Genomic DNA, 24195 nt, shown 5'->3' with positions numbered 1-24195 from the left:
GAATCTCGAGATTCCGGGTTCTCGCTTCGCGAGCCCCGGAATGACGTCGTGCTCTAACACCCGTTGCCGCCTCCCGCGCCGGCTGGTAAACGCCGCGCATGGCCGAGAAACCCAAAAAACCCCAGAAACTGAAGGCGCGCCTGCCGCGCGGGCTCGAGGATCGCGATCCTGCCGCGATCCGGGCGACGCGCGAGATGGTCGAGAAGATCCGCGCCGTCTACGAGCTCTACGGCTTCGAGCCGGTGGAGACGCCGGCGATGGAATACACCGACGCGCTCGGCAAATTCCTGCCGGATCAAGACCGGCCGAACGAGGGCGTGTTCTCGTTCCAGGACGACGACGAGCAGTGGATCAGCCTGCGCTACGATCTCACCGCGCCGCTCGCCCGCTACGTCGCCGAGAATTTCGACACGCTGCCGAAGCCCTATCGCAGCTATCGCGCCGGCTACGTGTTCCGCAACGAGAAGCCCGGCCCCGGCCGCTTCCGCCAGTTCATGCAGTTCGATGCCGACACCGTGGGTTCGGCGACGCCGGCGGCGGACGCCGAGATCTGCATGATGGCGGCGGACACGATGGAGGCGCTCGGGATTGCGCGCGGCCAGTATGTGGTGAAGGTGAACAATCGCAAGGTGCTCGACGGCGTTCTGGAAGCCATTGGCCTGGCGGGTGAGGAAAATGCCGCGCGCAGACTGACCGTGCTGCGCGCGATCGACAAGCTCGACAAGTTTTCCGCGGACGAGGTGCGCAAGCTGCTTGGTCCCGGCCGCTGGGACGGTGGCGAGGAAGGCAAGGGCGACTTCACCAAAGGCGCCAATTTGAGCGCGGCGGAAGCCGACGTCGTTCTCGCCATCACCAGGCCGCGCGAGGATTGGAAAGAAGCAATCGACGCGGCAGAGACCTATCTCGCCAAGAGCGAGGTTGGTCAGGCCGGCGTTAGCGAGCTGGAAGAGATTGCAAAACTGGTCACGGCGTCGGGCTATGGTGCGGATCGCATCAAGATCGATCCATCCGTCGTGCGCGGGCTCGAATACTACACCGGCCCCGTCTACGAGGTCGAACTGTTGCTCGACACCAAGGACGAGAAGGGCCGCCCGGTGCGCTTCGGCTCCGTCGGCGGCGGCGGCCGTTATGACGGCCTGGTCTCGCGCTTCCGCGGCGAGCCGGTGCCGGCGACCGGTTTCTCGATCGGCGTGTCGCGGCTGCAGGCCGCGTTGACGCTGCTCGGCAAGCTCGACACGCGGCCCGAGTTCGGGCCTGTCGTCGTTACCGTGTTCGACCGCGACCGCGTCGCCGACTACCAGAAGATGGTCGCGAGCTTGCGCACCGCCGGCATCCGCGCCGAGCTCTATCTCGGCAATCCCAAGAACATGGGCAACCAGCTCAAATATGCCGATCGCCGCAACTCACCTTGCGTCATCATCCAGGGCTCGGATGAGAAGGCGCGCGGCGAGGTGCAGGTCAAGGATCTGATCGAGGGCGCCAAGGCGGCCGCTGCGATCGCCTCCAACCAGGAATGGCGCGAGACCCGGCCGGCACAGTTCTCGTGCAGCGAAGCGGACCTCGTCGCGAAAGTGCGCGAGGTTCTGGCCCGCCATGACGTGAGCTGGGGCTAGCTATTCGCCTCGATCGTCATGCGCGGGCTTGACCCGCGCATCCATCTTCAAAATGATGGATTGCCGGGTGCAGACAAGTTTACGCAGTCTGCAAGAGCAGACTACTATGCCCGGCAATGACAATGGATGATCAACGACGAGCAGGGAGAGAAAAATGCCTGAGATCACCATCAGCATGGCCGAAGGCCGCACCGACGAGCAGAAGGCCGGCATGATGCGCGACATCACCCAGGCGCTGGTGAAGAATCTCGGCGTCGATGCCGAGGCCGTCGTCATTCAGATCAACGAAGCCCCGCTCCGCCACAAGATGAAGGGCGGCAAGACCTTCGTGGAGCGCGCGGCGGCGGCGGCGAAGAAGTGACGCGTTAGCGTCATTCCGGGGCGCGCGAAGCGCGAACCCGGAATCTCGTGCCGCAAACTTCTGGATTCCGGGTTCGGCGCTACGCGCCGCCCCGGAATGACGGGCAAGCTCCATGGACGCACGCGACTTCATCACAACAGGCATGAGCGCCGAGCGCACGCTGTTGGTGCCGATGGAGCGCACGGTCGGGCATTTCGTGCCGGGCATGCCGTTTGTCTACGCGACCCCGATGATGATCCTGGAGATGGAGATGACATCGGGCGATGCGATCCGCTCAGCGCTGCAGCCGGGCTGGGTCACTGTCGGTACCGAAGTCGACATCCGCCATCTTGCCGCCGCGCTGGTCGGCGCGAAGGTGCGGACCACCGCAAAGGTGGTCGCGGTCGAGCGCCGCGTCATCCGCTTCGAGGTCGAGGCCTTCGAGGGCACGCGCAAGCTCGGCGAAGGCCGCCACGCGCGCGGGCTCGTCAATGTCGAGATGTTCAACAAGCGGCTCGGGGCGACGTAGCTTCCGCTTGCTCTGTCCTAATCCTGAGGAGGCGCGTAAGCGCCGTCTCGAAGGATGGCCGCGGGAGAGAGCCGGGCCTTTCATGGTTCGAGACGGCGCTTCGCGCCTCCTCACCATGAGGATCAACTACTTCGCCAATTCCTTCGACCGCTGCGTCGCCGCCGCCACGGCGCGGATCATGAGATCGCGCAGGCCCGGCTCGCCCATCAGCACGCCGAGCGCTGCGGCCGTCGTGCCGCCGGGCGAGGTGACGTTCTGGCGCAGCGTCGCGGAGGGAAGCTCCGACTGGTGCAGCAGCTCGCCGGAGCCGGCGACGGTCTCGCGGGCGAGCCTGGTCGCGAGCGCTTCGGGCAATCCCGCTTCGACACCGGCGCGGGCGAGCTCTTCGGCGAGCAGGAACACATAGGCCGGCCCTGAGCCGGACACGGCGGTGACCGCGTCCATCAATCCTTCGTCCTCGACCCATTCGACCGAGCCGGTGGCGCGCAGCAGCGCATCCGCGACCGCGCGCTGCGCGGCGCTGACGTCGTTCGCCGCGACCGCGACGGTGATGCCGCGGCCGATCGCGGCCGGCGTATTCGGCATCGCGCGAACCACGGCGCCGCCGCAGACCTCCTGGAGCGCGGCGATCGTGGTGCCCGCCATGATCGAGACCACCGAGGTCTTGTCCGAGACGAACGGCTTCAGCCTGGCGCCGGCCTCTCGGAACATCTGCGGTTTCACCGCCACGACCAGTGTCTCGACAGCGCCGGCGGTGCTCACATCAGGATTGAGCACGACGCCCTTGGCGGCCAGCGCGGAGATCTCCGGCGCAAGGTGCGGCTCGATCACCGCGACGCGGCGCGGGTCGAGCCCGCCCGAAAGCCATCCGGTCAGCATCGCGCCGCCCATCTTGCCGGCGCCGGCGAGCAGGATTGTGCCGGTGATGTTTTGGAGAGGGTTGTTGGTTGCCACTGTGATCGCCCAAGCAAGATGTCGTCCCTGCGAAGAAGGGACCCATAACCACAGGCGGTTCTAGTGGATCGAGGTGTTGGCAACAAGCCGCGTGCCACAAGCGACATCACGCGGCATGGATCCCGGATCGGCGCTTTGGGCGCGCTTGTCCGGGATGACGTGGGGAGGGAGCAGCGCCCCTCACGTCTTGGGAGGCCTTACGCCTCCCCCACTGTATCGAACATCGCCGCGTCCATCGCCTCCGCGGTGGTCTTGCCGGCCCACACCACGAATTGGAACGCGGGGAAGTAGCGCTCGCAGGCATGGATGGCGCCGGCGAGCATGACTTCGCATTGCGCAGGCGAAGCGGTGAGGCCGCCCGGCAGCACCAAGGCCTGGCGGTGCATCACCATGCCGGTGTTGGTCCACAGGTCGAAATGGCCGACCCAGAGCTGCTCGTTCACGGAGGCGACGAGCCGCTGCACCTCGCTGCGGCGCGCGAGCGGAATCTTCATGTCGAAGGCGCAGGCCAGATGCAGCGCCTCGATCTCGCCCATCCAGGTGAAGGAGAGCTGGTAGTCGGTCCATTGCCCCTTGGAGACAATCGTGAGCTCGTCCTCGCCGGAACGTTCGAACGGCCAGTTGTTGCTGGCGGCGATGTCCTCGACCACCGCGAGCGGATGGTTTCTGGAATCGATAGTGCCTTCGAGCAGGGACATGCCGTCTCGACCTCTTGCCTTCTTGTTGTCTTTGATACGCACGCGGTCGGCCCGGCACGCTCCCTCAATGTCGCTGTCGCGTTCCCTCGGATCAGCGCGGGCCTGTCGCGGATCAAGTGATGTGATTTGCGGAATCTGCGCAACGGGGTCGCGAGTCCGTCCACAAGCCAGGACTCGTTCGTCCACAGCTCATCTCCGCCACAATTCTTAACGGACGAGAACAAACCGGAATCGGATTCGGCAAAAAGGCGCTCAGCGCAAATTCCGCCAGGCGAGCGCTGGACCGCCGTGCGGGCATGGGACCATGCGCCTTACCCATGCGGAACACGCTTGCCGCGACTGCCCGGCGGCGGCATATTTCCAGTCAGGCCGTTCATCCCGGACGGCCGATGTTCTCAGGGCGGGGTGAAAGTCCCCACCGGCGGTAAGGGCCGCAAGGCCCAAGCCCGCGAGCGCCTTCCGTGAGGGGTCTCCCGAAGGGAAGGGTCAGCAGATTCGGTGCAACTCCGAAGCCGACGGTTAAAGTCCGGATGAAAGAGAACGGTCGCTGGCAGACGCATCGCGAGGTGCGGCTGTTTGTCGTTCCGTGTGCCCTGATTCTGGTCCTTAAACCGAGGAAAGCCATGAATCAGATGCTGCAAGACCCCCAAACCGAAACGTCCCACATACAGCCGCCGCCGGTTCCCGCGGACCCGGCACCTTCGCATCCGCGCTTCGCCAAGCCGCAGCGGGTGGCCTTCGTGCAGGCCTGCTGGCACCGCGACGTGGTCGCGGAAGCCCGCATCGCCTTCATGAAGGAGGCGGAAGCCCGCCACCTCACCCATGTCGACGTGTTCGAGGTGCCGGGCTCGTTCGAGATCCCGCTGCACGCGCAGGTCCTCGCCAAGACGCGGCGTTACACCGCGATCGTCGCGGCAGGCCTCGTCGTCGACGGCGGCATCTACCGCCACGAATTCGTCGCCGACACCGTGATCAAGGCGCTGATGGACGTGCAGCTGCGCACGGAGGTGCCGGTGTTCTCAGCCGTGCTCACGCCGCAGCAATTCCACGAGACCGAGGTGCACTACGACTTCTTCCGCAAGCACTTTGCGATCAAGGGCGTCGAGGTCGCGACCGCCTGCGCGGAGACGTTGCACGGCCTGGAGCGGCTGCGTGGCCAGGTCGCCGCGGGGATCGTGTGGTAGGCAATGGTCATTCCGGGGCGCGCGAAGCGCGAACCCGGAATCCATTGATCGACAAGAAATTGCTGCAGGATGGATTCCGGGTTCGGCGCTGGCGCGCCGCCCCGGAATGACGGTGTCAGTCGAACAGGCTCGACACCGACTCTTCCGCCGCCGTGCGCGCGATCGCATCCGAGATCAGGCTGGCGATCGGCAGGGTGCGGATGTTCGGCGCCTTGGTCACCGCCTCGGTCGGCAGGATCGAGTCGGTGATCACGAGCTCCTTCAGCCTGGAGCCGGCGATGCGGGCGGCCGCGCCGCCGGAGAGCACGCCGTGGGTGATGTAGGCGTAGACGTCCTTGGCGCCCTTGGCGAGCAGCGCATCGGCCGCATTCACCAGCGTACCGCCGGAATCGACGATGTCGTCGACGAGGATGCAGGTGTGGCCGGAGACGTCGCCGATCACGTTCATGACCTCGGACTCGCCCGGCCGCTCGCGGCGCTTGTCGACGATCGCGAGCGGGGTGTTGATGCGCTTGGCGAGGCCGCGCGCGCGGGCCACGCCGCCGACGTCGGGCGAGACCACCATCGTCTTGGTCAGGTCGAACTTGTCCTTGATGTCGCGCACCATCAGCGGCGCGGCGAAGAGGTTGTCGGTCGGGATGTCGAAGAAGCCCTGGATCTGGCCGGCATGCAGGTCGAGCGTCATGACGCGGTCGACGCCGGCTTGCGTGATCATGTTGGCGACGAGCTTGGCCGAGATCGGCGTGCGCGAACCGGACTTACGGTCCTGCCTGGCGTAGCCGAAATAGGGCAGCACCGCCGTGATACGGCGCGCCGAGGAGCGGCGCAGCGCGTCGGTGATGATGAGCAATTCCATCAGATGGTCGTTGGCGGGGAACGAGGTCGACTGGATGATGAAGGCATCCGAGCCGCGGACGTTCTCCTGGATCTCGACGAAGATCTCCATGTCGGCGAAGCGCCGCACCACCGCCTTGGTCAGCGGCAGGTCTAGGCCTTGCGCGATCGCCTGGGCGAGGGCCGGATTGGAGTTGCCGGCGACGAGCTTGATGGAGCCGTTTTTGGCCGACATGGACGCTTCCTCCCGCGCTTTGCTGGATACGACCTTCAACATCAGAAAATACCCGCTGGCAGCACGGTTACGACGGGCGAGGAAATATCAGGCGGAAGGCCGCAATGGCAACCCGGGATGCTACGTTTTCCCTTTGAAAATCCTGAGTCGGGCCAACGGCTTGGCCGCAACTTGAGGCCGTGGTTTAGCGGGGGTTATGGCGCGGCATAGCCAAGCACTGATGCCGGCATATCAGGCGCGGGAGCGTCCTTGACGACGCTTGCCACCGCCGGTCCCCGCAACGAAGGAGCCGCGCCAGGGGCATCCGGCGTTCCGTTGATCATGTTGGAAAGTCCGCTGAATCCGGCCTGGGCGATCTTCCGCAGCACGAGGTCGTCGGCGGCCGTCCAAGCATCACGTGACGCGTCGCGGCCGCCCTTGGCCGCGGTCGGTTCCTCGCCGGAGAGGCGCAGCGCCCGCTGCTGGTTCGCGTCGTAGACGTCCCAGACCCAGGCGATCACGGTCCTGCCGCGCACCACCTGGGCGGAGAGGTAGCTGCGCACGCGATAGGCAGCCGTGCCCTCGCGGGAGACCACGGACAGGTTGCGCAGCTTGGATTCGCTGTCGAGCACGCCGACCATGCGGTCGAACACTTGCGGCGGCGGCCCGTCGATCGATTCGAAGGCGACCGTGGCCCCGCCGCCGGCGCTCGGCGCCATCGCATAGGAGTTGGCGGCACTGCCGCCACCGGCGCAGCCGCCAAGCGCGGCCGCTGCCGCCAGCAGCATGACCGCCAGCACGCGCGAACCCGCACGGCCCAGGATGAATGACGCGTCCCTCATTATGGAGGGCAGCGATATCGTTAAAATCGATTAAGGTCTAGGGCAGGAGCGACACAGGCCACGTCTACGCACCGTCATTCCGGGGCGCGCCTACTTGGCGCGAACCCGGAATCCATTTCTCCGCATAAATTGCTGCACGATGGATTCCGGGTTCTCGCTTCGCGAGCCCCGGAATGACACGGGGTTGCCCCTGTGTTCACGCTTCCAGCGCGATGGCGTGAACGTGGCGGCCGTAATCCGGCTCATTGCGATGCACCGAGCGGCGATAGCTGAAGAAGCGCTCGTCGGCGTAGGTGTCGAGACCGAGATCGTCGATCATCAGGATGCCGGCGGCCTCCAGCCGCATGCGGATGTAGCCGGCGAGATCGAACATCGCGTGGCCCTCGCGCACCGAGGGGATGAAGAACATGGCGTTCTCCGCATCCGCCTCGATGAAGCGCGCGACGAACTCGTTGCCCACCTCGTAGCTGTCCTGGCGGATCAAGGGGCCGATCGCGGCGATGATGCCGCCGCGGGTGGCGCCGAGCTTCTCCATCGCCGCGATGGTCGCTTCCAGCACGCCTGTCAGTGCGCCCTTCCACCCCGCATGCGCGCCGCCGATCACGCGCGCCTTCGGATCGACGAACAGCACCGGCCCGCAATCGGCGGTGGAGACGCCGAGTGCGATGCCCGGCGTTTTCGTCACCAGCGCATCGCCTTTCGGTCGCGGCCCGCTCGGCCACGGTGCCTCGGCAATCAGCACGTCGGGCGAATGGATCTGGTGCAGGCTGAGGAAGCGTTCGGGCGCAACGCCGACGTGTTCGGCCATGCGGCGCCGGTTCTCGGCGACCAGCGCCTGATCGTCGTTGGAGCCGAGCCCGCCGTTCAGCGCGGAATAGATGCCGCCGGAGACGCCGCCTTCGCGGGTGAAGAAGGCATGGCGCAGGCCGGGCACGGCGGACAGCAGCGACGAAGCAATCGTCATGAGGCCTCTCCTGCCCGTTCGAGATCGCTGAGGCCGGCAAGGCCCGTCAGCCGCGGCTCGGAGATGCCGAGCACCTTGAACATCGAGCCCATGCCGCCACGCCCGGTATCGGTCAGGCGCTTGAGCGCCACCGAAATGTCGGTGGCGACGTCAGGCGCAGCTTTCTGCATCAGCGCGGCGGCGCGGGTGTCGATGCCGATCCGCTTGAGGAAGTCGCCTTGCGTCACCGGCCCATGCACGCGCGCGCCGACATCCTCGGCCGCCCGCGCCAGCGCCTGGAAATCGACATGGGCGGTGACGTCGGCCTGGCCCGGCGCCTTCAAGGGGTCGGCGAAGGTGTGGCGCGCGATGGCCTGGAACGTGTCGCCGGCGTCGCTGCGTAAGTGGCCGTAATCGATGATCAGCGCCGCGCCGTCCTGGTCGCGCACGCGCGTGGCGAGCTTCATGATCTCGCCGTCTGGCCGCCACTCGAACACCGCGCCGATCGGGGCGGCGCGCACCAGGGGCGGCAGCAGCACGTCGAAGCGCGGCGTCGGCTCCGGCGCCGCGCCGAACTGAAGCCTGCCGTTGGGATCGATCTCGATCACGCGCTCGTGCCAGCCGTTTTCGTGGCGGATCATCTGGTGAATCGGCAGCACGTCGAAATATTCGTTGGCGAGGATGATGCTCGGGCCCTCCGGCACCTCGTCGATGCTGTCGTGCCAGGCGATGTTGCGCACGTTGGCGAGCGTCGCGCTCTGCCGTTCCCGCAAGACGGGATTGACCTCGACCATGTGGATCTGGAGCGCCTGGTAGAGCGGCGGCAGCACGCGAAGCGCGCGCAGCGCATCCGCCATCATGGTGCCGCGGCCGGGGCCGAGCTCGATCAGCCGCAAGAATTGCGGCGAGCCCATCTGCTTCCAGACCGAGGCGGTCCACAACCCTAAGAGCTCGCCGAACATCTGGCTCACTTCGGGCGCCGTGGTGAAGTCGCCCTCCCGGCCGAGCGGATCGCGCGAGACGTAATAGCCATGGCGCGGATGCATCAGGCACAGTTCCATGTACCGCCAGACCGGCATGGGCCCGGAGGATTTGATCAGCGCCTTGATCTCGTTGAGCAGCGGCTGGTCGGTCACGGCGATGTTCTCGAAATGAATTAACGAATGGCCTGGACGGGCGTCGGCGCACCGCGCCTGACAGCCCATACAATAAGGATGAGGCCGGCGATAAGCATCGGAATCGACAGCAGCATGCCCATGGTTAATCCGCCCCAGAGAAAGCCGAGCTGCGCGTCCGGCTCGCGGAAATGCTCCCCGGCGATGCGGGCCAGGCCATAGATCAGGATGAAGGCGCCGAGGATCATGCCGGGCCGCTTCAGCGCACCGAACCGGATCATGATCGCCAGCACGGCAAACAGCAGGATGCCCTCCAAGCCAGCCTGGTAGAGCTGGCTGGGATGGCGCGGCAACTGCATCGGATCGTTGGGGAAGATCATCGCCCAGGGCAGGCTCGGGTCGGTGGCGCGGCCCCACAATTCGCCGTTGATGAAATTGGCGATGCGTCCGAGCAAGAGCCCGACCGGGGCGACCGCGGTGGTGATGTCGCCGAGCGACAGGATCGAGATGCCGCCCCGATAAGCGAACCACATCACCGCGACGACGCAGCCGAGGAAGCCGCCGTGGAACGACATGCCGCCCTCCCACAATTTGAAGATCGCGGCGGGATGATCGATGAAGAAGGGCAGGTTGTAGAACAGCACGTAGCCGGCACGGCCGCCGACGATGATGCCGAGCGTGACCCACAAGATGAAGTCGTCGATTTGCACCAGCGAGATCGGTGCCGGTCCGCCCCACAGGCGTTCGCTCTTCAGCAGCGCTCGGGCATAGAGCCAGCCGAATACGATGCCGCAGATATAGGCCAGGGCATACCATTTGATCGCGAATGGACCGATCTGGAGCGCGACCGGGTTGAAGGCGGGGAAGTCGATCAGCAGAAACGGCATCGCGCCTTCTATGTCCAAGCGGGATCGCGGCGATCGGGCGCCGGCCGACGCCCCGTGATTCCTCTTATGCAGGGACGTTGAATACGATTGCAAGGAAACCGGCGCATGACAAGGATACCGCCGCTTCGCCCTTGAACCGGCCCCGTCCGATTGCCATTGTCTTTCGGCGAGTTCGCGCAAAGTTTATCGGAGGCCCACAATGACCCAGACCAGCAACCGGTTTTTCGACGAGATCGGCCGCCTGATGAATGACGCCGCCGGTGCTGCCCAGGGCGTCAAGCGCGAGTTCGACTCCGTGATGCGCAGCCAGGCCGAAAAATTCCTGCGCGACATGGACCTCGTCAAGCGCGAGGAGTTCGAGGCGGTCAAGGACATGGCGCGCCTGGCGCGCGAGGAGAACGAGGCGCTGAAAGCGCGGATCGCCGCGCTGGAGGCCAAGCTAGGGGGGACCCCCACTTAAAGCGCGGTCTCTTCTGTACCCTCCCCCTCCAGGCCCTCCAGGGGAGGGTAAGGGCCCGGGTAGAACCCCCAGGGCTGCCAGCCCATTCTCCTTGTCATTTCCGCAGCTTCCGGGTAAAAGCCCGCCACGTCCGCGGCCCCCGCACCCCTGGAGGCTTGCTGCGGACCATGCCATGGGCCGCCTTGCGGCCCATTAACTTTTGCAAAAACAAGGACTTAACGACATGGCGACGACCGTCAAGGAATTGAAGGCGACCGCACGTCCGAAGAGCGGCAAGGGGGCCGCCCGGGCTGAGCGTCGCGCCGGGCGAGTGCCCGGAGTGATCTACGGCAACAACCAGCCCCCGCTGACGATCTCGATCGAAGATCGCGAACTGCGCCAGCGCATCCTTGCCGGCCGGTTCCTGACCACCCTGGTCGACATCGACCTCGAGGGCAAGAAGCACCGCGTGATTCCGCGCGATTACCACCTCGACCCGGTCAAGGACTTCCCGATCCATGTCGACTTCATGCGGCTGGGCGAAGGCGCCACCATCCGCATCAGCGTTCCCCTGCACGTGGTGAAGGCGGAAACCTCGCCGGGCGTGAAGCGCGGCGGCACCGTCAACATCGTCGCCCACGCCATCGAGCTCGAATGCGGCGTCGAGAGCATCCCGCAATCCATCGAGGCAGATGTCGGCTCGCTCGAGATCGGTCACTCCCTGCATCTGGCCGACATCAAGCTGCCGGCCGGCGTCAAGGCGCTGACCCGCGAGGACGCGACCCTCGTCACCATCGTGCCGCCGTCCGGCTACGCCGAAGAGCAGAAGGCTGCTGCGGCGGCTGCCGCTGCTGGTGCGGCCCCGGGCGCTGCGGCTGCTCCGGCCGCTGGTGCTGCGGCTCCGGCTGCGGGCGCGGCTGCGCCTGCCGCTGCCGCCAAGGCTCCCGCCGGCGGCGACAAGAAGAAGTAATCTCTCAAAGCTGGCGCGCGGCTCCTCGCCGCGCGCCGAGCGAGGGGCGCGCCGCGTCATGCGACTCTTTGTTGGGCTCGGCAATCCCGGCGCGAAATACGCACGCAACCGGCACAATATCGGCTTCATGGCCGTCGACGAGATCGCGCGGCGTCATGGTTTTGCGCCGTGGCGCCGCCGCTTTCAGGGCGAGACCACGGAAGGTGCGCTCGGCACTGAGCGCGTGATCCTGCTCAAGCCCACGACCTACATGAACGAGTCCGGCCGCAGCGTTCAGGAAGCGGCGAGCTTCTTCAAGATCGCACCTGGCGACACCACCGTGTTCCACGACGAGCTCGAGCTGCCGCCGGGCAAGGTGCGGGTGAAGGTCGGCGGCGGCATCGCCGGCCACAACGGCCTGCGCTCGATCTCGGCGCATATCGGCAACGATTATCGCCGCGTGCGCCTCGGCATCGGTCACCCCGGCGTCAAGGAATTGGTGCACGGCCACGTGCTGTCGGACTTCGCCAAGGCCGACAACGAATGGGTGGCGACGCTCTGCGATGCCATCGCCGAGCATGCCGCACTGCTCGCCAAGGGCACGGACGCGACCTTCGCCAACAGGGTGCATCTGGCCATGCAGGCGAAGGGATTTTTGACCAAGGACGAGAACGGCAAGGAATAAAGCTCGTGGGATTCAAATGCGGGATCGTCGGATTGCCCAATGTCGGCAAGTCGACCTTGTTCAATGCGCTGACTGAGACGGCCGCGGCTCAGGCCGCGAACTATCCGTTCTGCACCATCGAGCCGAATGTCGGCGAGGTCGCCGTCCCCGATCCGCGGCTGGAGAAGCTCGCGGCGATCGCCAAGTCGGGCCAGATCATCCCGACCCGGCTGACCTTCGTCGACATCGCCGGCCTCGTGCGCGGCGCCTCCAAGGGCGAAGGCCTCGGCAACCAGTTCCTCGCCAACATCCGCGAGGTCGACGCCATCGCGCATGTGGTGCGCTGCTTCGAGGATTCCGACATCACCCATGTCGAGGGCAAGATCGCCCCGCTCGCCGACATTGAGACCATCGAGACCGAGCTGATGCTCGCCGACCTCGATAGCCTCGAGAAGCGCGTCGACAACCTCACCAAGAAGGCCAAGGGCAACGACAAGGACGCCAAGGAGCAGCTCGATCTCGTGGGCCGCACCCTGGTGCTGCTGCGCGAGGGCAAGCCCGCGCGCCTCGTCGAGCGCAAGGCGGAGGAGGAGCGGGCGTTCTCGATGCTCGGCCTGTTGTCGTCAAAGCCCGTGCTCTATGTCTGCAACGTCGAGGAAGGCTCGGCCGCAACCGGCAACGCCTTCTCCAAGGCGGTCGAGGAGCAGGCGGCGAAGGAGGGCGCCGTCGCCGTCGTCATCTCCGCCAAGATCGAATCCGAGATCGCGACCATCTCGCGCGACGAGCGCGCCGATTTCCTGGAGACGCTGGGTCTCGAAGAAGCCGGCCTCGATCGCCTGATCCGCGCGGGCTACACCCTGCTCGACCTCATCACCTACTTTACCGTGGGCCCGAAGGAAGCGCGCGCCTGGACCATCCATCGCGGCACCAAGGCGCCGGCGGCGGCCGGCGTCATCCACACCGATTTCGAGAAGGGTTTTATCCGCGCCGAGACGATAGCTTACGAGGATTATGTCGCGCTCGGCGGCGAAGCCGGCGCCCGCGATGCCGGCAAGCTCCGCCTCGAAGGCAAGGACTACGTCGTCGCCGACGGCGACGTGATGCATTTCAGGTTTAATACGTAGACCGATCTCGTGCCCCGGACGCAGTGCAGCGCTTCTTCGGCGCTGCGCTGCAGAGCCGGGGCCCAGAAGCTTCGTTTGCGGATGCATGGGTCCCGGCTCTGCGTCGCGTCATTGCATGCCGCGCCGCGTCCGGGACACGAGAGCCTCACCGCATCCCGCTGCCCTGGTCCCGGATCGCGCCGAGATGCTCGTTGATGCGGAAGACGATCAGGATCAGCTCCGCGACGATGCGCGAGAATACGATGCCGACCACGACGCTGGCGATCGACGACAGCAGCACCAGGAAACCGCCGAACGGGCTGATCGCCATCGCAGCCAACCCTGAGAAGATGCCGGAGAGGCCGAACAGGCAGATCAGCGCGATCACCAGCCAGTAGAAGGTCTTGATGATTGTCGGCGTGATGAAGCGGTCCCATTGGAACAGGTCGCTGAATGAAAACATTGCTCTCCCCAAGGCAGATCGGGACTTCAAATCGGGACTTCGGGCTTCGGCCGTCGACCGATCCGACTCAAATCAAGGCCGATCCCAAATATGTAGCACGAGCCATGCGGGCCGGCGGGTTGAGATTGCCGCAAAGTGCGGCCACAATCTGTCATTCCCGCAAAGCTTTCCCGAGATGACCCTGACCTTCGAAGATTTCCGGCCGGGCCGGTTCGGAACGTTCGGCCCGCGCCACGTCACCCGCGACGAGATCCTGGCCTTTGCCGCCGAGTTCGATCCGCAGCCGATGCATCTCGATGAAGAGGCGGCGGCGAAAAGCATGCTGCGCGGCCTGTCCGGTTCGGGCTGGCACCTGTGTTCGCTGATGATGCGGATGATGGCCGATGGCTTCATCACGCGCGCCGCGTCGCTGGGATCTCCCGGCGTCGACGAGGTGCGCTGGCTGTCGCCGCTGCGGCCCGGCGACGATCTCACGCTCGATGTCGATGTGGTCGAGGCGCGGGTCTCGAAGAGCCGTCCTGAGCTCGGCATCGTCAAGTTCAAATGCACCGCGCGCAACGCGGCGGGGCAGGCGCTCGCCGAGATGACCTCGCCGATCCTGATCAAGCGGCGCGAGGGAGCGGCCTGATGCGGTTCTTCGAAGACATCGCGATCGGACAGCGCCGCGAGATCGGCACCTATACGTTCACGGCGGAGTCGATCAAGACATTCGCCGCCAAGTTCGATCCGCAGCGCTTTCACCTCGACGAGGAGGAGGGCAAGAACTCGCTGTTCGGTGGGCTCGCCGCGTCGGGCTGGCATGTCGGCTCGGCCTGCATGAGCCTGCTTGTCGCCGACGGCCAGCGCCTGGCGCGGGAAGCCGCCTCGCGGGGCGAGGAGGTCGCGGTGTGGGGCCCGTCGCCGGGCTTTCGCGACCTGCGCTGGATCAGGCCGGTGCTCGCCGGCGACACCGTTGCCTACGTCAACGTCGTCATCGACAAGCGCACCTCCGCCTCCCGTCCCGGCTGGGGCATTTTGACGGCCCGCACAACCGGCACCAACCAGCGCGGCGAGGAGGTCTATTCCATCACCGCGACTGCCTTCGTGCCGCTGCGCAAGCGCGGTTAGATCCGTTCCAAGATGATTGGGCAAATGAGTGCGCGAGTGTTGCCCGCGCGCTATGGACGCGATTCCGGGTCGCTGCCATAAGCCTGCGCAACATTGGTGACCCCGCGTTTTGGCGGAACCAGTGAGTTGCTAACTAATTATGAACCTGTCGCTGTCTATTTGAAACGAATTGGCAGACGACAGGGGACGAGGACCATGGCTGATCGCGGCGCACTCAAATTTGTTGGATTCATCTTCGCAACCGCGACGCTGGCCGTGATGCTGGTCGCCGGCATGGTGGTGAAGGGCTATGCCGATGGCGCCTACACGCTGGAAGCCTCGACCTCGGAAGCCCAGTAGGAATCCGTTAACGATCGCGGCCGGCATCCGGCCGCAGCTCAGCGGCTATAGACGAACGCCAGGATGGCGATCGCGACCGCCAGCAGCCCGACAAAACGCAGCATGATCGTGCCGAATTGATTCGGCGCAGGCCGCAACGGGATCGGGTCCGTGGTGTCGGGCCGAATGCTTTCCATGACATGTCCCCTGAGCCCGGCCATGACTGCACGGGCGCTTGGCGTTGGTCGCCGGGGAGGGGCTGCGGGTTCAAAGCGGAGTCTCGTGTCCCGGACGCGCTGCAGCGTGCAACGCTGCTGCGCAGAGCCGGGACCCAGTGGCCACACTGGAGAAATGCTGAGACATGGGCCCCGGCTCCGCGACGCGTCACTGCGTGCCGCATCGCGTCCGGGGCACGAGACCACCCAAATCAAAACCGCCGCGTCCCTTCCGGAACGCGGTAGCCAATGATGGGTTGCGGGCGATCAGCTGTTGCGCAGGCCGTCGGCGGCGCGTTTCCACTGCGCGACGTTGTCGGCGATCATGCGGGTCGACTTCATCGCGGCCTGGCTGAGCTGGGCGTAGCCGGAGATCTCGCGCTGGACGCGCTGGCCTTCGGCGTGGAGCAGGTCGCGCAGGCTCTCGAGCTCGGAGATCAAATTCTCGATCTCGGCGAGCGAGGTGCCGGCGACGCGCTGGATCAGCGAATTGACGTTGTTGACGGTGGCTTCGGCGCTCGGATCGAGCGGCGGCGCGTCGGTGGTGCTAGACGCCGGACGGCGCAGATAGGCGATGTCGTTGCGGACGAAGTCGCGGATGCCGGCTTCGACCTCGGTCACGGCGGCGAGGTTGGTGTCGACCGTTTCGGTCTCGGTGGCTTCGACCTTTTCAGGACGCATGGCGTTCATCGTTGTTCCCCTGTTCGCGTTGAGCGCAGCGCGAGTGTCCCCCGCACGACGACGTCTGTGAGGCAAGCCGCATCAGGGCGTCCGATTTTGACCGCAAATGGGCCGAGATGCGGCAAGGCCGGACGATTCGGGGGTTTTGCCGTGGCGTATGGTTAGTGGAGTGTGAATTGGGGCTGCGGCGAGGTGAGTGCGCGGCTCGGCCGGTGCTTCACTCCCTCGCCCCGTTCTTACGGAGCCGCGACGAGCTCCGCTCGCGCTGAGAGGGTGGGGTGAGGGGCTGCTGCCGCGATCACGGTGAGAGTTGGACTCGCGGAGAGTCCCCCTCACCCGGAATTTGCTGTCGCAAATTCCGGCCTCTCCCCGCACGCGGGGAGAGGCAACGCTACCAGCTCTTCTTGAAGCCCGCCGTCACGCTCTTGTTCAGCGTGCCTTGCGGGGTCTCGCCGACCGAGCCTGATACGGTGACGTTGTCGAACAGCTTCTGCTCCGCGCCGAGCTTGCGCAGCCATTTGTCGTCGGTGGTCGACAGCGTCTGGCCGGCGATGATGCTGGTGCCCGTGTCGGTCACGGTGACCTTGGCGCTCTGGTCGGTCTCGTAATTGCGCGTGACGTGGCCGCCGATGCCGGGGACCGCTGTGGTGCCTTGCTGGTTGACGCTGTAGCCGTTCTGCAGCGTCAGGGAGGTGTCGCCCGACAGCGGCACCGATTTGGTCAGTGACGCCCCGATCTTGCTGTGCTCGGCGCCGGGATCGACCCTGGCTTCCACCGCGGTCTTGTCCCAGATCGCGCCCGCGCCCGGCGCGGTTGCCGTCGCCCAGGCGCTGCCCGAGGATTGCGGCAGGCTGCCGCCGTTGCTGGCCTTCTGCGCCAGCAGCTCGGACATCGTCCTCGGCTCGCTCGCCACCGTCATGTCGGCGCCGATCCGCGCATCCCAGAACGAGGACACGGATTGCTTCACGGTCACCGCCGAGGAGCCGTTGGCATTGGCGTTCGACGACCAGTCGAGCCCTTCCCTGGCGGCGGCCTGGGCGCGCTTCTTGGCGGCCATCGGGTCGATGCCGGTCCCCGCATCGACCGCGAGCTGACTCCAGTCGAGTTTGTCGACGTCGATGCCCTTCATGATGTCGGGATCATTGACCTCGGGGGCTTCCGCCGCCTCGACCTCGTCGTCGGATGCCGGTAAGGAGAAAGGCGGAACGATCTGCGCCTGTAACGTCAGCACCGAGCCCAGGATGAATGCGGCCGCCAGCAATGGCAGCCTGGTCCAGCCAAACCCTGTCGAGAATTCCATCGTCCTGCCCACGAACCCCAGCGCATGCTGTCCGCTCCTCTATAGCGGCTGCACTGACCATGCGCCATTCCGACGCTGAAAGTGCCGATCTATCGTTGCGGAATTGTGGCGGTTCGCAAGTGGACGCGAACCAACGGGCCGCGCGAAAGGCGCGCGCCCGATGACGAGCTCGTGATGCGACGGCATCCGGCGGGGCTGGAGGCCAGGACGTCGCGATCGCCGCGTCATCGGTCCCGAACAGCGGGACCCGTTGGCGTCCCCTGAAGCGCGATGATCATCGCGCTCCAGGTTGTTGTTTGCGCGTGATCTTTTCGGAAAACCGCCTCGCACTTTTTCGGCTCATGCACTAGCCGACGCTGGTCATCTTCGGCAGATGAATGGCGCGGCCGAGTGCCTGCTCGACCAGGTCGAAGGTGTCGATCAGCACCCGCATGCTGATCAGCTTGCCGGCCTTGAACTGGGCGAATTGCGCCACGCGCAAGCTGATCGGCTTGTTGGAATCGAGCGCCGTCAGCGAATAGCGCAGCATCGAGGCGGCGGAATCGACGCCCAGCATGATGCTCTCGCGGTCGAAGCGGCGGATGTGGAAATTGTCGGCGAGCTGGCGGATGACGTCGAGCACGGCATCCTTGCCCTGGCGCGCGCCGAGGAACGGAAACATGTCGATCGGGCCGTAGAGCGCCCATTCGACGTCCTCGTCGATCAAGGCCTCGATATCCCTGAAATGCCGGTCGTTGATCGCGCGGTGCAACGCGCGCGAGAAACGCCAGAGGCTGTGCTCTGTCATTTGGGGCAGTCCTGAAGCTGGCTTTACGGAAAAACGGCAAACAACCCCACGCGCAGTCAGGCGCCGGGGCTCAATTCATTTGTATACGCACAAATTAGCAGATTTCGGCCAAAACGCAATTCACGTTTTCGCAATGCACAATTGAACGGATTTTGTGAGATTTGCAATAGAACCCCGTAATTTGCCGGTCTCTGCCAGTCGCCGCGGTCGGTGCGCTCCCTCGCCCCGTTCTTACGGGGAGAGGGCTGGGGTGAGGGGCCTCTCTCCGCACGTGAGATGGCTGATGGACCTGTACCCCCTCACCCGGATCGCAAGAGCGATCCGACCTCTCCCCGCAAGCGGGGAGAGGTAAGGACGCCCGCATAGCCTCTACACCCCATCCATCCGCACCCCCGCGATCAGCGGTCCGATCTCCCGCTCCAGCACCTGTTGCACCAGGTCGTAGGAATCGATGATCTCGCGGATCTCCGCCACCAGTCCACCGCGGAAGCTGTAGAACACCGCCATGTCGAACTGCACGATGTCTCGCCCGTGGCCATCCTTCGAGACGCCCGCCGTTGGCGGGCCGTCAGGATGAGGATCGAGGGTGCTGCGCCAGTTTTCAACGGGCTCCGATGCTGCTTAGCCTCATCCCGAGGAGACCGCCACCGGGTCCGCGCGAAGCGCGGCCCGATGACAGGCTCCGCGGTCGTCTCGAAGGACGAGGCGCGCGCTCAGCTCGCGCAAAGGGCCAAACGCGATAGTCCTGCCGCAGGCGGGGGAGGCGAAGCCGCCGCGCCGCGTGACCCATCTCACATCACCCCACCGGCGCGGCGACTACTGTCATCGGCGTGTCATCAGGGAGACGTGCCATGGCCGCCATCGCCACCGCCAGAAAGTCCCGCCTGCATAACGCGCTCGAAGGCCTCGCGCTGACCGCGACCCTGCAGAGCTTCCCGACCTTCGCCGCTGCGGCCTTCCTGCTCAAGCTCTGCGGCGACCACGACCTCGTCGGCGATCCCGGCGTCGCCATCTTCGTCGCGGTTGCCTCGCTCGCCCACGCGATGCTGGCCGTGACCTTGGGTCCGAGCTTCCCGCACCTGTTCAAGACCGTCTACGAGCCGAAATTCTTCGAGGCTCATTTGTCGCTCTCCGACAAGATCACCGCCTGGCGCACCCAGCCGGTAGCCTCGCTGCAGCTGGTAACGATCGTGCTGCTGCTGTCGGTGATGGCGGTCGTGACGGCGAGCGTGGGGTGAGGGATAATCTCTCCTCGTATCATTCCGGGGCGCCGCAGAGCGGCGAACTATGATGCGCAATTGCGCATCTGAGACTCCATAACCACGAAAGTCGCGGATGAACCTACGCGCCTACCTCTTCTTCCACCCGCCGCGCCGGCCCGGCGCGCCGCCCGTCGACTTCGGCGCCGGCCCGAACTCCGGCCCCGACTGCCGTGAGTCCGTCGGCTGGATGATGCGGCTGGTGCTTCCGAACGGCTTTGACGGCAGCGCGCGGCTCTCGCGATAGGGCAGCGATTCCGGGCCGTGCATCTCGTCGAGATGCGGCTTGTGCACGCGCGAGCCCTTGGCCCCGCCGGCCTTGAGCGCGGTTGCGGCGCTCTTGTTCTTCATGGCGCTGACCGGCAGGTTCGCAGCATCGCCGTATTTCCTCGTGCCGGCATAGGCGCCGGCCTTGCCCGCGACAATGCGCTGCTTGGCGGTGGGGTCGTCGACCACGGCGAGCTCGGTGGCGCGCAGGCGCTTGACCTCGTCGCGCAGGCGCGCGGCTTCCTCGAAGTTCAGATCGGCGGCGGCCTCGCGCATCCTTGTTTCGAGATCGGCGAGCACGGCCTCGAAATTGTGGCCGATCGAGATGACGTCGTCGGTCATGTCGTGGCCGCCGACCTCGACCAGCACGTGGTCGCGCTCGTAGACCGAGTTGAGGATGTCGCCGATCTGCTTCTTCACGCTCTCCGGCGTGATGCCGTTGGCGTTGTTGTACTCGACCTGCTTCTCGCGGCGGCGGTTGGTCTCGGCGATGGCGCGCTCCATCGAGCCGGTCATCTGGTCGGCGTAGAGGATCACTTTGCCGTCGACGTTGCGCGCGGCGCGGCCGATGGTCTGGATCAGCGAGGTCTCGCTGCGCAGAAAACCTTCCTTGTCGGCGTCGAGAATGGCGACCAGCGCGCATTCGGGAATGTCGAGGCCTTCGCGCAAGAGGTTGATGCCGACCAGCGCGTCGAAGGCACCGAGACGCAAATCGCGGATGATCTCGATGCGCTCGATCGTGTCGATGTCCGAGTGCATGTAGCGGACGCGAATGCCCTGCTCATGCAGATATTCGGTGAGATCCTCCGCCATGCGTTTTGTGAGCACCGTGATCAGCGAGCGGTAGCCCGCTTGCGCGGTGGCGCGCACCTCGCCGACGAGATCGTCGACCTGCGTGCGGGCGGGGCGAATATCAACGGGAGGATCAATAAGCCCGGTCGGGCGAATGACCTGCTCGACGAAGACGCCGCCGCTCTCGTTCAGCTCCCAGCTGCCCGGGGTCGCCGACACCGCGATCGTCTGCGGCCGCATCATGTCCCATTCCTCGAACCGCAGCGGCCGGTTGTCCATGCAGGAGGGCAGGCGGAAGCCGTATTCCGCCAGCGTCGCCTTGCGGCGGAAGTCGCCGCGGAACATGGCGCCGATCTGCGGGATGGTGACGTGGCTTTCGTCGGCGAAGATCAGCGCGTTGTCGGGCACGTATTCGAACAGCGTCGGCGGCGGCTCGCCGGGGCGGCGGCCGGTGAGATAGCGCGAATAGTTCTCGATGCCGGCGCAGCTGCCCGTCGCCTCCATCATCTCGAGGTCGAAGGTGGTGCGCTGCTCCAGCCGCTGCGCTTCCAACAGGCGGCCCTGGTTGTTGAGCTGGTCGAGCCGCTGCTTCAATTCGAACTTGATCGACTTGATCGCCTGCACCAGCGTCGGGCGCGGCGTCACATAGTGCGAGTTGGCGTACATCTTGATGAATTCGAGCTCGTCCTGCTTGTGGCCGGTGAGCGGATCGAACTCCTCGATATTCTCGATGGTGTCGCCGAACAGGTTCACGCGCCAGGCGCGGTCCTCATAGTGCGCCGGGAAGATGTCGATGACGTCGCCGCGGACGCGAAACGTGCCGCGGGTGAAATCGGCCTGGGTGCGCTTGTACTGCAGCGCGACGAGGTCGGCGATCAGCTGGCGCTGGTCGATACGCTCGCCCTTCTTCAGCGCGAAGGTCATCGCGGTGTAAGTCTCGACCGAGCCGATACCGTAGATGCAGGACACCGAGGCCACGATGATGACGTCGTCGCGCTCGAGCAGCGCGCGCGTCGCCGAGTGACGCATGCGGTCGATCTGCTCGTTGATCGAGGAATCCTTTTCGATGTACGTGTCCGTGCGGGGCACATACGCTTCCGGCTGATAATAGTCGTAATAGGAGACGAAATACTCGACGGCGTTGTCCGGGAAGAAATTCTTGAACTCGCCATAGAGCTGGGCGGCCAGCGTCTTGTTCGGCGCCAGGATCAGCGCCGGGCGCTGCGTCGCCTCGATCACCTTGGCCATAGTGTAGGTCTTGCCGGAGCCGGTGACGCCTAACAGCACCTGCGAACGGTCGTTGCGGTTGATGCCCTCGACCAGCTCGGCGATCGCGGTCGGCTGGTCGCCCTTGGGCTCGTAGGCCGACTTGATCTCGAAGCGCACACCGCCTTCGGATTTTTCCGGGCGCGGCGGCCGATGCGGCGTCCACACCTTCATGGAGCCGTCGTCCTTGCGGAACTCCGGCCGGCCCTCGCGGATCAGCGATTCCAGCGCATCCGCGGTGGCCTTGACGCCGAGCGCCTCCATCTTGGACCGCGGCGGGCGCGCCAGCGCCTCGGCGTCGTCCTCTTCCGTGGGCAGGCCGAGCTGCCGCGCCAGTTCCGGATCGAGGGTCGGAATCGTGGCCGCCGTGCCGTAATTGGCCTGCGGTGCCTCCTCCAGTCCTGCTCGGTGGTCGCTGGGGAAGTCCTTCGGCGTCGAAGCCCGCGCGCGATGCGCGGCGGCCTCGCCCCCGGCGCGGCGGTCGCGCGAATTGTCCGGCGGCGGCTGCAGGCCGGTGCCCGATCCCAAGCCCGCATCGCCGCGATTGATCGCGGGATTGAGCAATTCGGCCAGCGCCGGCCCGATCGGCTGCACCTCAGGCCGATGGGCCTTCGAGTTCGGAGCCTTGGTCTTGGGGGATTTGCCGGATTTTTCGGAGGATGCAGGTTTCTTCGCCATGAGGCGAATATGGGACGAGTCCGCCCTGCGATAAAGGGCGAATGCCCGCGGCCACGCAGGCTGCTGACAGCAGGTTGGCAGCAGCCTTGCGGTTCACGCCGCCGGCAGCGGCCCCTCGTCGTCTCCGGCGCTCACATTCGGCTCGAGGATGTCGAGATGAATGCCGCCGCACTCGGTGCAGTGCATCGCCCAGTACTCGCATCCGGCGCGGCCGCCGATCACGCGGAGCACCGCGAGATCGCCGTCGCATTCCGGGCAGTTGGACAGTACTGCGCGGGCGTAGATCCGCGGCTGCGCCGCGTCGGTTTCGATGAAGGACACGTCCGGTTTCCCCCTTTGCGCCGCCCTGTCGTCTGGTCCGCCTGCGGATCGCCTATCTGTCGTCGCCGGCCCGCCGCCGGAAGCGATCGATGTGGTGCTTGGCATCGGCAATCGCGGCATCGCGATCGGGCCAGGCGAAGCCGACTTCCATGGCCGGAAACAGCACGCCGTCGATGGCCACCGGGCTGAGATCGGCACGGCGGATCCGCGCGTGCCACAGCCCCTTGCCAGCTTCAAAGGATTCGATGTCAAAGCCGTCGTAGAGGGTCGTCATGAGTGTAGGTCCCACGTTTCTTTTCGGAGGGTCAGAAGACCACGCTTGCGGATTTTGGGATGTGAAGCCGTTCACAAGCAGGCGGCTTTTTTGCCGCCCGGCGTCAGTTCCGCGCTGCGGCACGGCCGATCTTACGCGGCCGGGCGGCGGGTTCCGACGCCGCCCGCATGATCCAGCGGCGGAAGGCGGCAAAGTCGCGCTGCTCGGTCTGGAAGCTGCGATAGACGAGATACCAGCGCATGCCTTTGGGCACTGACAGGTCGAACGGCGCCACCAGCCGGCCGGCGGCGAGATCGTCGTCAATATAGGGGCGGATACCCATGGCGATGCCGAGCCCGTCGGCCGCAGCCTGCAGCGCCTGGCCGTAGAACTGGAACTCGGGCCCGCGCGCATTGATCCGAGCCGTGCCCGCTGCCTTCAGCCAGATCGGCCAGTCCTCGGGTGAGTGCGCGACGCGGATCAGGCTCGGTCCCTTCAGGTCGGCCGGGCGCTTCAATCCGGCGGCGAGGCGCGGCACGCAGACGGGGGTGAGGTCGCCGGCGAACAGCGGCTCGGCGACGAGGCCGGGCCAGTCGCCGGTCCCGAGCTTGATGCCGCAGCTCCAGTCCTCGCCAAACGGCACCGCGGCGCCGCCGGTGGTGAAGCGCACCTCGATGTCCGGCTCCTCGCTGCGAAACTCCGACAGGCGCGGGATCAGCCAGCGCATCGCAAAGGTGTGACCGACGCCAATGGTGAGCACGCGCACGCTTGCAGGCGCCGTCACCTGCGCGGTGAGGCTCGCCAGCGCATCGAAGATCGGGGTCAACCCGCCCTGATAGGCGCGGCCGGCCTGCGTCAGCACCAGACGATTGGCCTTGCGCTCGAACAAGGCGACGCCGAGCCGCTCTTCGAGCAAATGCACCATGCGGCTGACGGCGGCCGCCGACACGCTCAGCTCCAGCCCGGCCGCAGCAAAGCTGCCGGTCCGCGCTGCCGCCTCGAACGCCTTGATGCCGTTGAGAAACAGCAGCCGCCGCAAATGACCCACCCTCAGGAAAGCTGATGCCAGGGCAAGATAACTCAGTTTGCGGAAAACGCGCAAGCGAGGCACGTTCCCTTCGCCTCTCCCCGCTTGCGGGGCGAGGGAGTGAAACAGTTTGCGTTCCTCACCCGCTCTCAG

27 protein-coding genes, 2 pseudogenes and 1 riboswitch are annotated in these 24195 nt (G+C 65.8%); of the genes and pseudogenes, 12 read left to right on the top strand and 17 right to left on the bottom strand.

Annotation, left to right across the window (positions count from 1 at the left end):
• Window positions 1-98: 98 nt before the first annotated feature.
• From hisS to HZZ13_RS12170, 3 genes and pseudogenes are all read left to right on the top strand, one after another.
• A complete protein-coding gene (gene hisS, locus HZZ13_RS12180; RefSeq protein WP_197959839.1) occupies window positions 99-1613 on the top strand; it encodes a histidine--tRNA ligase in 1515 nt (504 codons plus the stop codon).
• 151 nt (window positions 1614-1764) lie between these two features.
• Window positions 1765-1974: pseudogene (locus HZZ13_RS12175) on the top strand (tautomerase family protein); the annotation flags it as partial.
• 112 nt (window positions 1975-2086) lie between these two features.
• Window positions 2087-2482 (top strand): thioesterase family protein, encoded by a 396-nt coding sequence (locus HZZ13_RS12170; protein WP_197959837.1) that lies wholly within the window; start codon window positions 2087-2089, stop codon window positions 2480-2482.
• 126 nt (window positions 2483-2608) lie between these two features.
• Here the strand turns inward: HZZ13_RS12170 and proC are convergent, their stop codons facing one another.
• A complete protein-coding gene (gene proC, locus HZZ13_RS12165) occupies window positions 2609-3436 on the bottom strand; it encodes a pyrroline-5-carboxylate reductase (protein WP_197959836.1) in 828 nt (275 codons plus the stop codon).
• Between the two features lie 197 nt (window positions 3437-3633).
• A complete protein-coding gene (locus tag HZZ13_RS12160; RefSeq protein WP_197959835.1) occupies window positions 3634-4134 on the bottom strand; it encodes a type III secretion system chaperone family protein in 501 nt (166 codons plus the stop codon).
• 387 nt (window positions 4135-4521) lie between these two features.
• A riboswitch (FMN riboswitch) is annotated at window positions 4522-4680 on the top strand.
• 77 nt (window positions 4681-4757) lie between these two features.
• Here HZZ13_RS12160 and HZZ13_RS12155 point away from each other — a divergent pair.
• A complete protein-coding gene (locus HZZ13_RS12155; protein WP_197959834.1) occupies window positions 4758-5318 on the top strand; it encodes a 6,7-dimethyl-8-ribityllumazine synthase in 561 nt (186 codons plus the stop codon).
• Between the two features lie 115 nt (window positions 5319-5433).
• On the opposite strand, the gene HZZ13_RS12150 is transcribed toward HZZ13_RS12155, so the two are convergent.
• From HZZ13_RS12150 to lgt, 5 genes are all read right to left on the bottom strand, one after another.
• Window positions 5434-6387, bottom strand: coding sequence for a ribose-phosphate pyrophosphokinase (locus HZZ13_RS12150; protein ID WP_197953679.1), 954 nt, complete (start codon window positions 6385-6387; stop codon window positions 5434-5436).
• Between the two features lie 194 nt (window positions 6388-6581).
• The gene (locus tag HZZ13_RS12145) at window positions 6582-7208 is read right to left on the bottom strand and encodes a hypothetical protein (RefSeq protein ID WP_197959833.1); all 627 of its coding nucleotides are present in this window, start codon (window positions 7206-7208) and stop codon (window positions 6582-6584) included.
• Window positions 7209-7404: 196 nt separating this feature from the next.
• Complete coding sequence (pgeF, locus tag HZZ13_RS12140; protein WP_197959832.1) at window positions 7405-8172, bottom strand: peptidoglycan editing factor PgeF; 768 nt, start codon at window positions 8170-8172, stop codon at window positions 7405-7407.
• Entirely contained in the window at window positions 8169-9287 is a 1119-nt protein-coding gene (locus HZZ13_RS12135; RefSeq protein WP_197959831.1) for a class I SAM-dependent methyltransferase, read from the bottom strand. The genes pgeF and HZZ13_RS12135 overlap by 4 nt, the downstream gene beginning before the upstream one ends.
• 20 nt (window positions 9288-9307) lie before the next feature.
• Complete coding sequence (gene lgt, locus HZZ13_RS12130) at window positions 9308-10153, bottom strand: prolipoprotein diacylglyceryl transferase (RefSeq protein WP_197959830.1); 846 nt, start codon at window positions 10151-10153, stop codon at window positions 9308-9310.
• Between the two features lie 199 nt (window positions 10154-10352).
• Between lgt and HZZ13_RS12125 the strand changes: the two genes are divergently transcribed.
• The 4 genes from HZZ13_RS12125 (at window position 10353) to ychF (ending at window position 13329) form a co-directional block, all read left to right on the top strand.
• On the top strand, window positions 10353-10613 hold the full coding sequence (locus HZZ13_RS12125) for an accessory factor UbiK family protein (RefSeq protein WP_197959829.1): 261 nt from the start codon (window positions 10353-10355) through the stop codon (window positions 10611-10613).
• A gap of 223 nt (window positions 10614-10836) precedes the next feature.
• A complete protein-coding gene (locus HZZ13_RS12120; protein ID WP_197959828.1) occupies window positions 10837-11562 on the top strand; it encodes a 50S ribosomal protein L25/general stress protein Ctc in 726 nt (241 codons plus the stop codon).
• A gap of 58 nt (window positions 11563-11620) precedes the next feature.
• Window positions 11621-12226 (top strand): aminoacyl-tRNA hydrolase, encoded by a 606-nt coding sequence (gene pth / locus HZZ13_RS12115; RefSeq protein ID WP_197959827.1) that lies wholly within the window; start codon window positions 11621-11623, stop codon window positions 12224-12226.
• Window positions 12227-12231: 5 nt separating this feature from the next.
• Entirely contained in the window at window positions 12232-13329 is a 1098-nt protein-coding gene (gene ychF / locus HZZ13_RS12110) for a redox-regulated ATPase YchF (RefSeq protein ID WP_197959826.1), read from the top strand.
• A 145-nt stretch (window positions 13330-13474) separates the two neighbouring features.
• Here ychF and HZZ13_RS12105 read toward each other — a convergent pair whose 3' ends face one another.
• Window positions 13475-13771, bottom strand: a complete 297-nt coding sequence (locus HZZ13_RS12105; RefSeq protein ID WP_028134403.1) for a DUF4282 domain-containing protein — start codon at window positions 13769-13771, stop codon at window positions 13475-13477.
• A gap of 175 nt (window positions 13772-13946) precedes the next feature.
• Here HZZ13_RS12105 and HZZ13_RS12100 point away from each other — a divergent pair, with 175 nt between their 5' ends.
• The 3 genes from HZZ13_RS12100 to HZZ13_RS12090 all read left to right on the top strand — a co-directional run bounded on the left by HZZ13_RS12100 (window position 13947) and on the right by HZZ13_RS12090 (window position 15217).
• Window positions 13947-14399, top strand: coding sequence for a MaoC family dehydratase (locus HZZ13_RS12100; protein WP_197959825.1), 453 nt, complete (start codon window positions 13947-13949; stop codon window positions 14397-14399).
• Window positions 14399-14878 (top strand): MaoC family dehydratase, encoded by a 480-nt coding sequence (locus HZZ13_RS12095; protein WP_197959824.1) that lies wholly within the window; start codon window positions 14399-14401, stop codon window positions 14876-14878. Before HZZ13_RS12100 ends, HZZ13_RS12095 begins: the two co-directional genes overlap by 1 nt.
• Window positions 14879-15073: 195 nt before the next feature.
• Window positions 15074-15217 (top strand): hypothetical protein, encoded by a 144-nt coding sequence (locus HZZ13_RS12090; RefSeq protein ID WP_197959823.1) that lies wholly within the window; start codon window positions 15074-15076, stop codon window positions 15215-15217.
• Window positions 15218-15255: 38 nt separating this feature from the next.
• On the opposite strand, the gene HZZ13_RS12085 is transcribed toward HZZ13_RS12090, so the two are convergent.
• From HZZ13_RS12085 to HZZ13_RS12065, 5 genes and pseudogenes are all read right to left on the bottom strand, one after another.
• Window positions 15256-15393, bottom strand: coding sequence for a hypothetical protein (locus tag HZZ13_RS12085; RefSeq protein WP_007614812.1), 138 nt, complete (start codon window positions 15391-15393; stop codon window positions 15256-15258).
• 285 nt (window positions 15394-15678) lie between these two features.
• Window positions 15679-16101, bottom strand: a complete 423-nt coding sequence (locus HZZ13_RS12080; RefSeq protein WP_197959822.1) for a hypothetical protein — start codon at window positions 16099-16101, stop codon at window positions 15679-15681.
• 382 nt (window positions 16102-16483) lie between these two features.
• Window positions 16484-17392, bottom strand: a complete 909-nt coding sequence (locus tag HZZ13_RS12075) for a hypothetical protein (RefSeq protein WP_197959821.1) — start codon at window positions 17390-17392, stop codon at window positions 16484-16486.
• Between the two features lie 346 nt (window positions 17393-17738).
• On the bottom strand, window positions 17739-18179 hold the full coding sequence (locus HZZ13_RS12070) for a nuclear transport factor 2 family protein (protein ID WP_197959820.1): 441 nt from the start codon (window positions 18177-18179) through the stop codon (window positions 17739-17741).
• 369 nt (window positions 18180-18548) lie between these two features.
• A pseudogene (locus HZZ13_RS12065) lies at window positions 18549-18701 on the bottom strand (nuclear transport factor 2 family protein); the annotation flags it as partial.
• A gap of 329 nt (window positions 18702-19030) precedes the next feature.
• Here HZZ13_RS12065 and HZZ13_RS12060 point away from each other — a divergent pair.
• Window positions 19031-19417, top strand: a complete 387-nt coding sequence (locus HZZ13_RS12060) for a hypothetical protein (RefSeq protein WP_197959819.1) — start codon at window positions 19031-19033, stop codon at window positions 19415-19417.
• Between the two features lie 111 nt (window positions 19418-19528).
• Here the strand turns inward: HZZ13_RS12060 and uvrB are convergent, their stop codons facing one another.
• From uvrB to HZZ13_RS12040, 4 genes are all read right to left on the bottom strand, one after another.
• On the bottom strand, window positions 19529-22441 hold the full coding sequence (uvrB, locus tag HZZ13_RS12055) for an excinuclease ABC subunit UvrB (RefSeq protein ID WP_197959818.1): 2913 nt from the start codon (window positions 22439-22441) through the stop codon (window positions 19529-19531).
• Window positions 22442-22534: 93 nt separating this feature from the next.
• Complete coding sequence (locus tag HZZ13_RS12050; protein WP_197959817.1) at window positions 22535-22762, bottom strand: hypothetical protein; 228 nt, start codon at window positions 22760-22762, stop codon at window positions 22535-22537.
• Between the two features lie 52 nt (window positions 22763-22814).
• Window positions 22815-23036, bottom strand: coding sequence for a hypothetical protein (locus HZZ13_RS12045; protein ID WP_197953703.1), 222 nt, complete (start codon window positions 23034-23036; stop codon window positions 22815-22817).
• Window positions 23037-23139: 103 nt separating this feature from the next.
• Complete coding sequence (locus tag HZZ13_RS12040) at window positions 23140-24054, bottom strand: LysR substrate-binding domain-containing protein (RefSeq protein ID WP_197959816.1); 915 nt, start codon at window positions 24052-24054, stop codon at window positions 23140-23142.
• Window positions 24055-24195: the final 141 nt, after the last annotated feature.

The sequence above is a fragment of the Bradyrhizobium agreste genome (assembly GCF_016031625.1).
Taxonomy (GTDB): domain Bacteria; phylum Pseudomonadota; class Alphaproteobacteria; order Rhizobiales; family Xanthobacteraceae; genus Bradyrhizobium; species Bradyrhizobium agreste.
The sequence above is the reverse complement of the archived record's forward strand: the minus strand, read 5'-3'. Positions and strand labels throughout refer to the sequence as shown.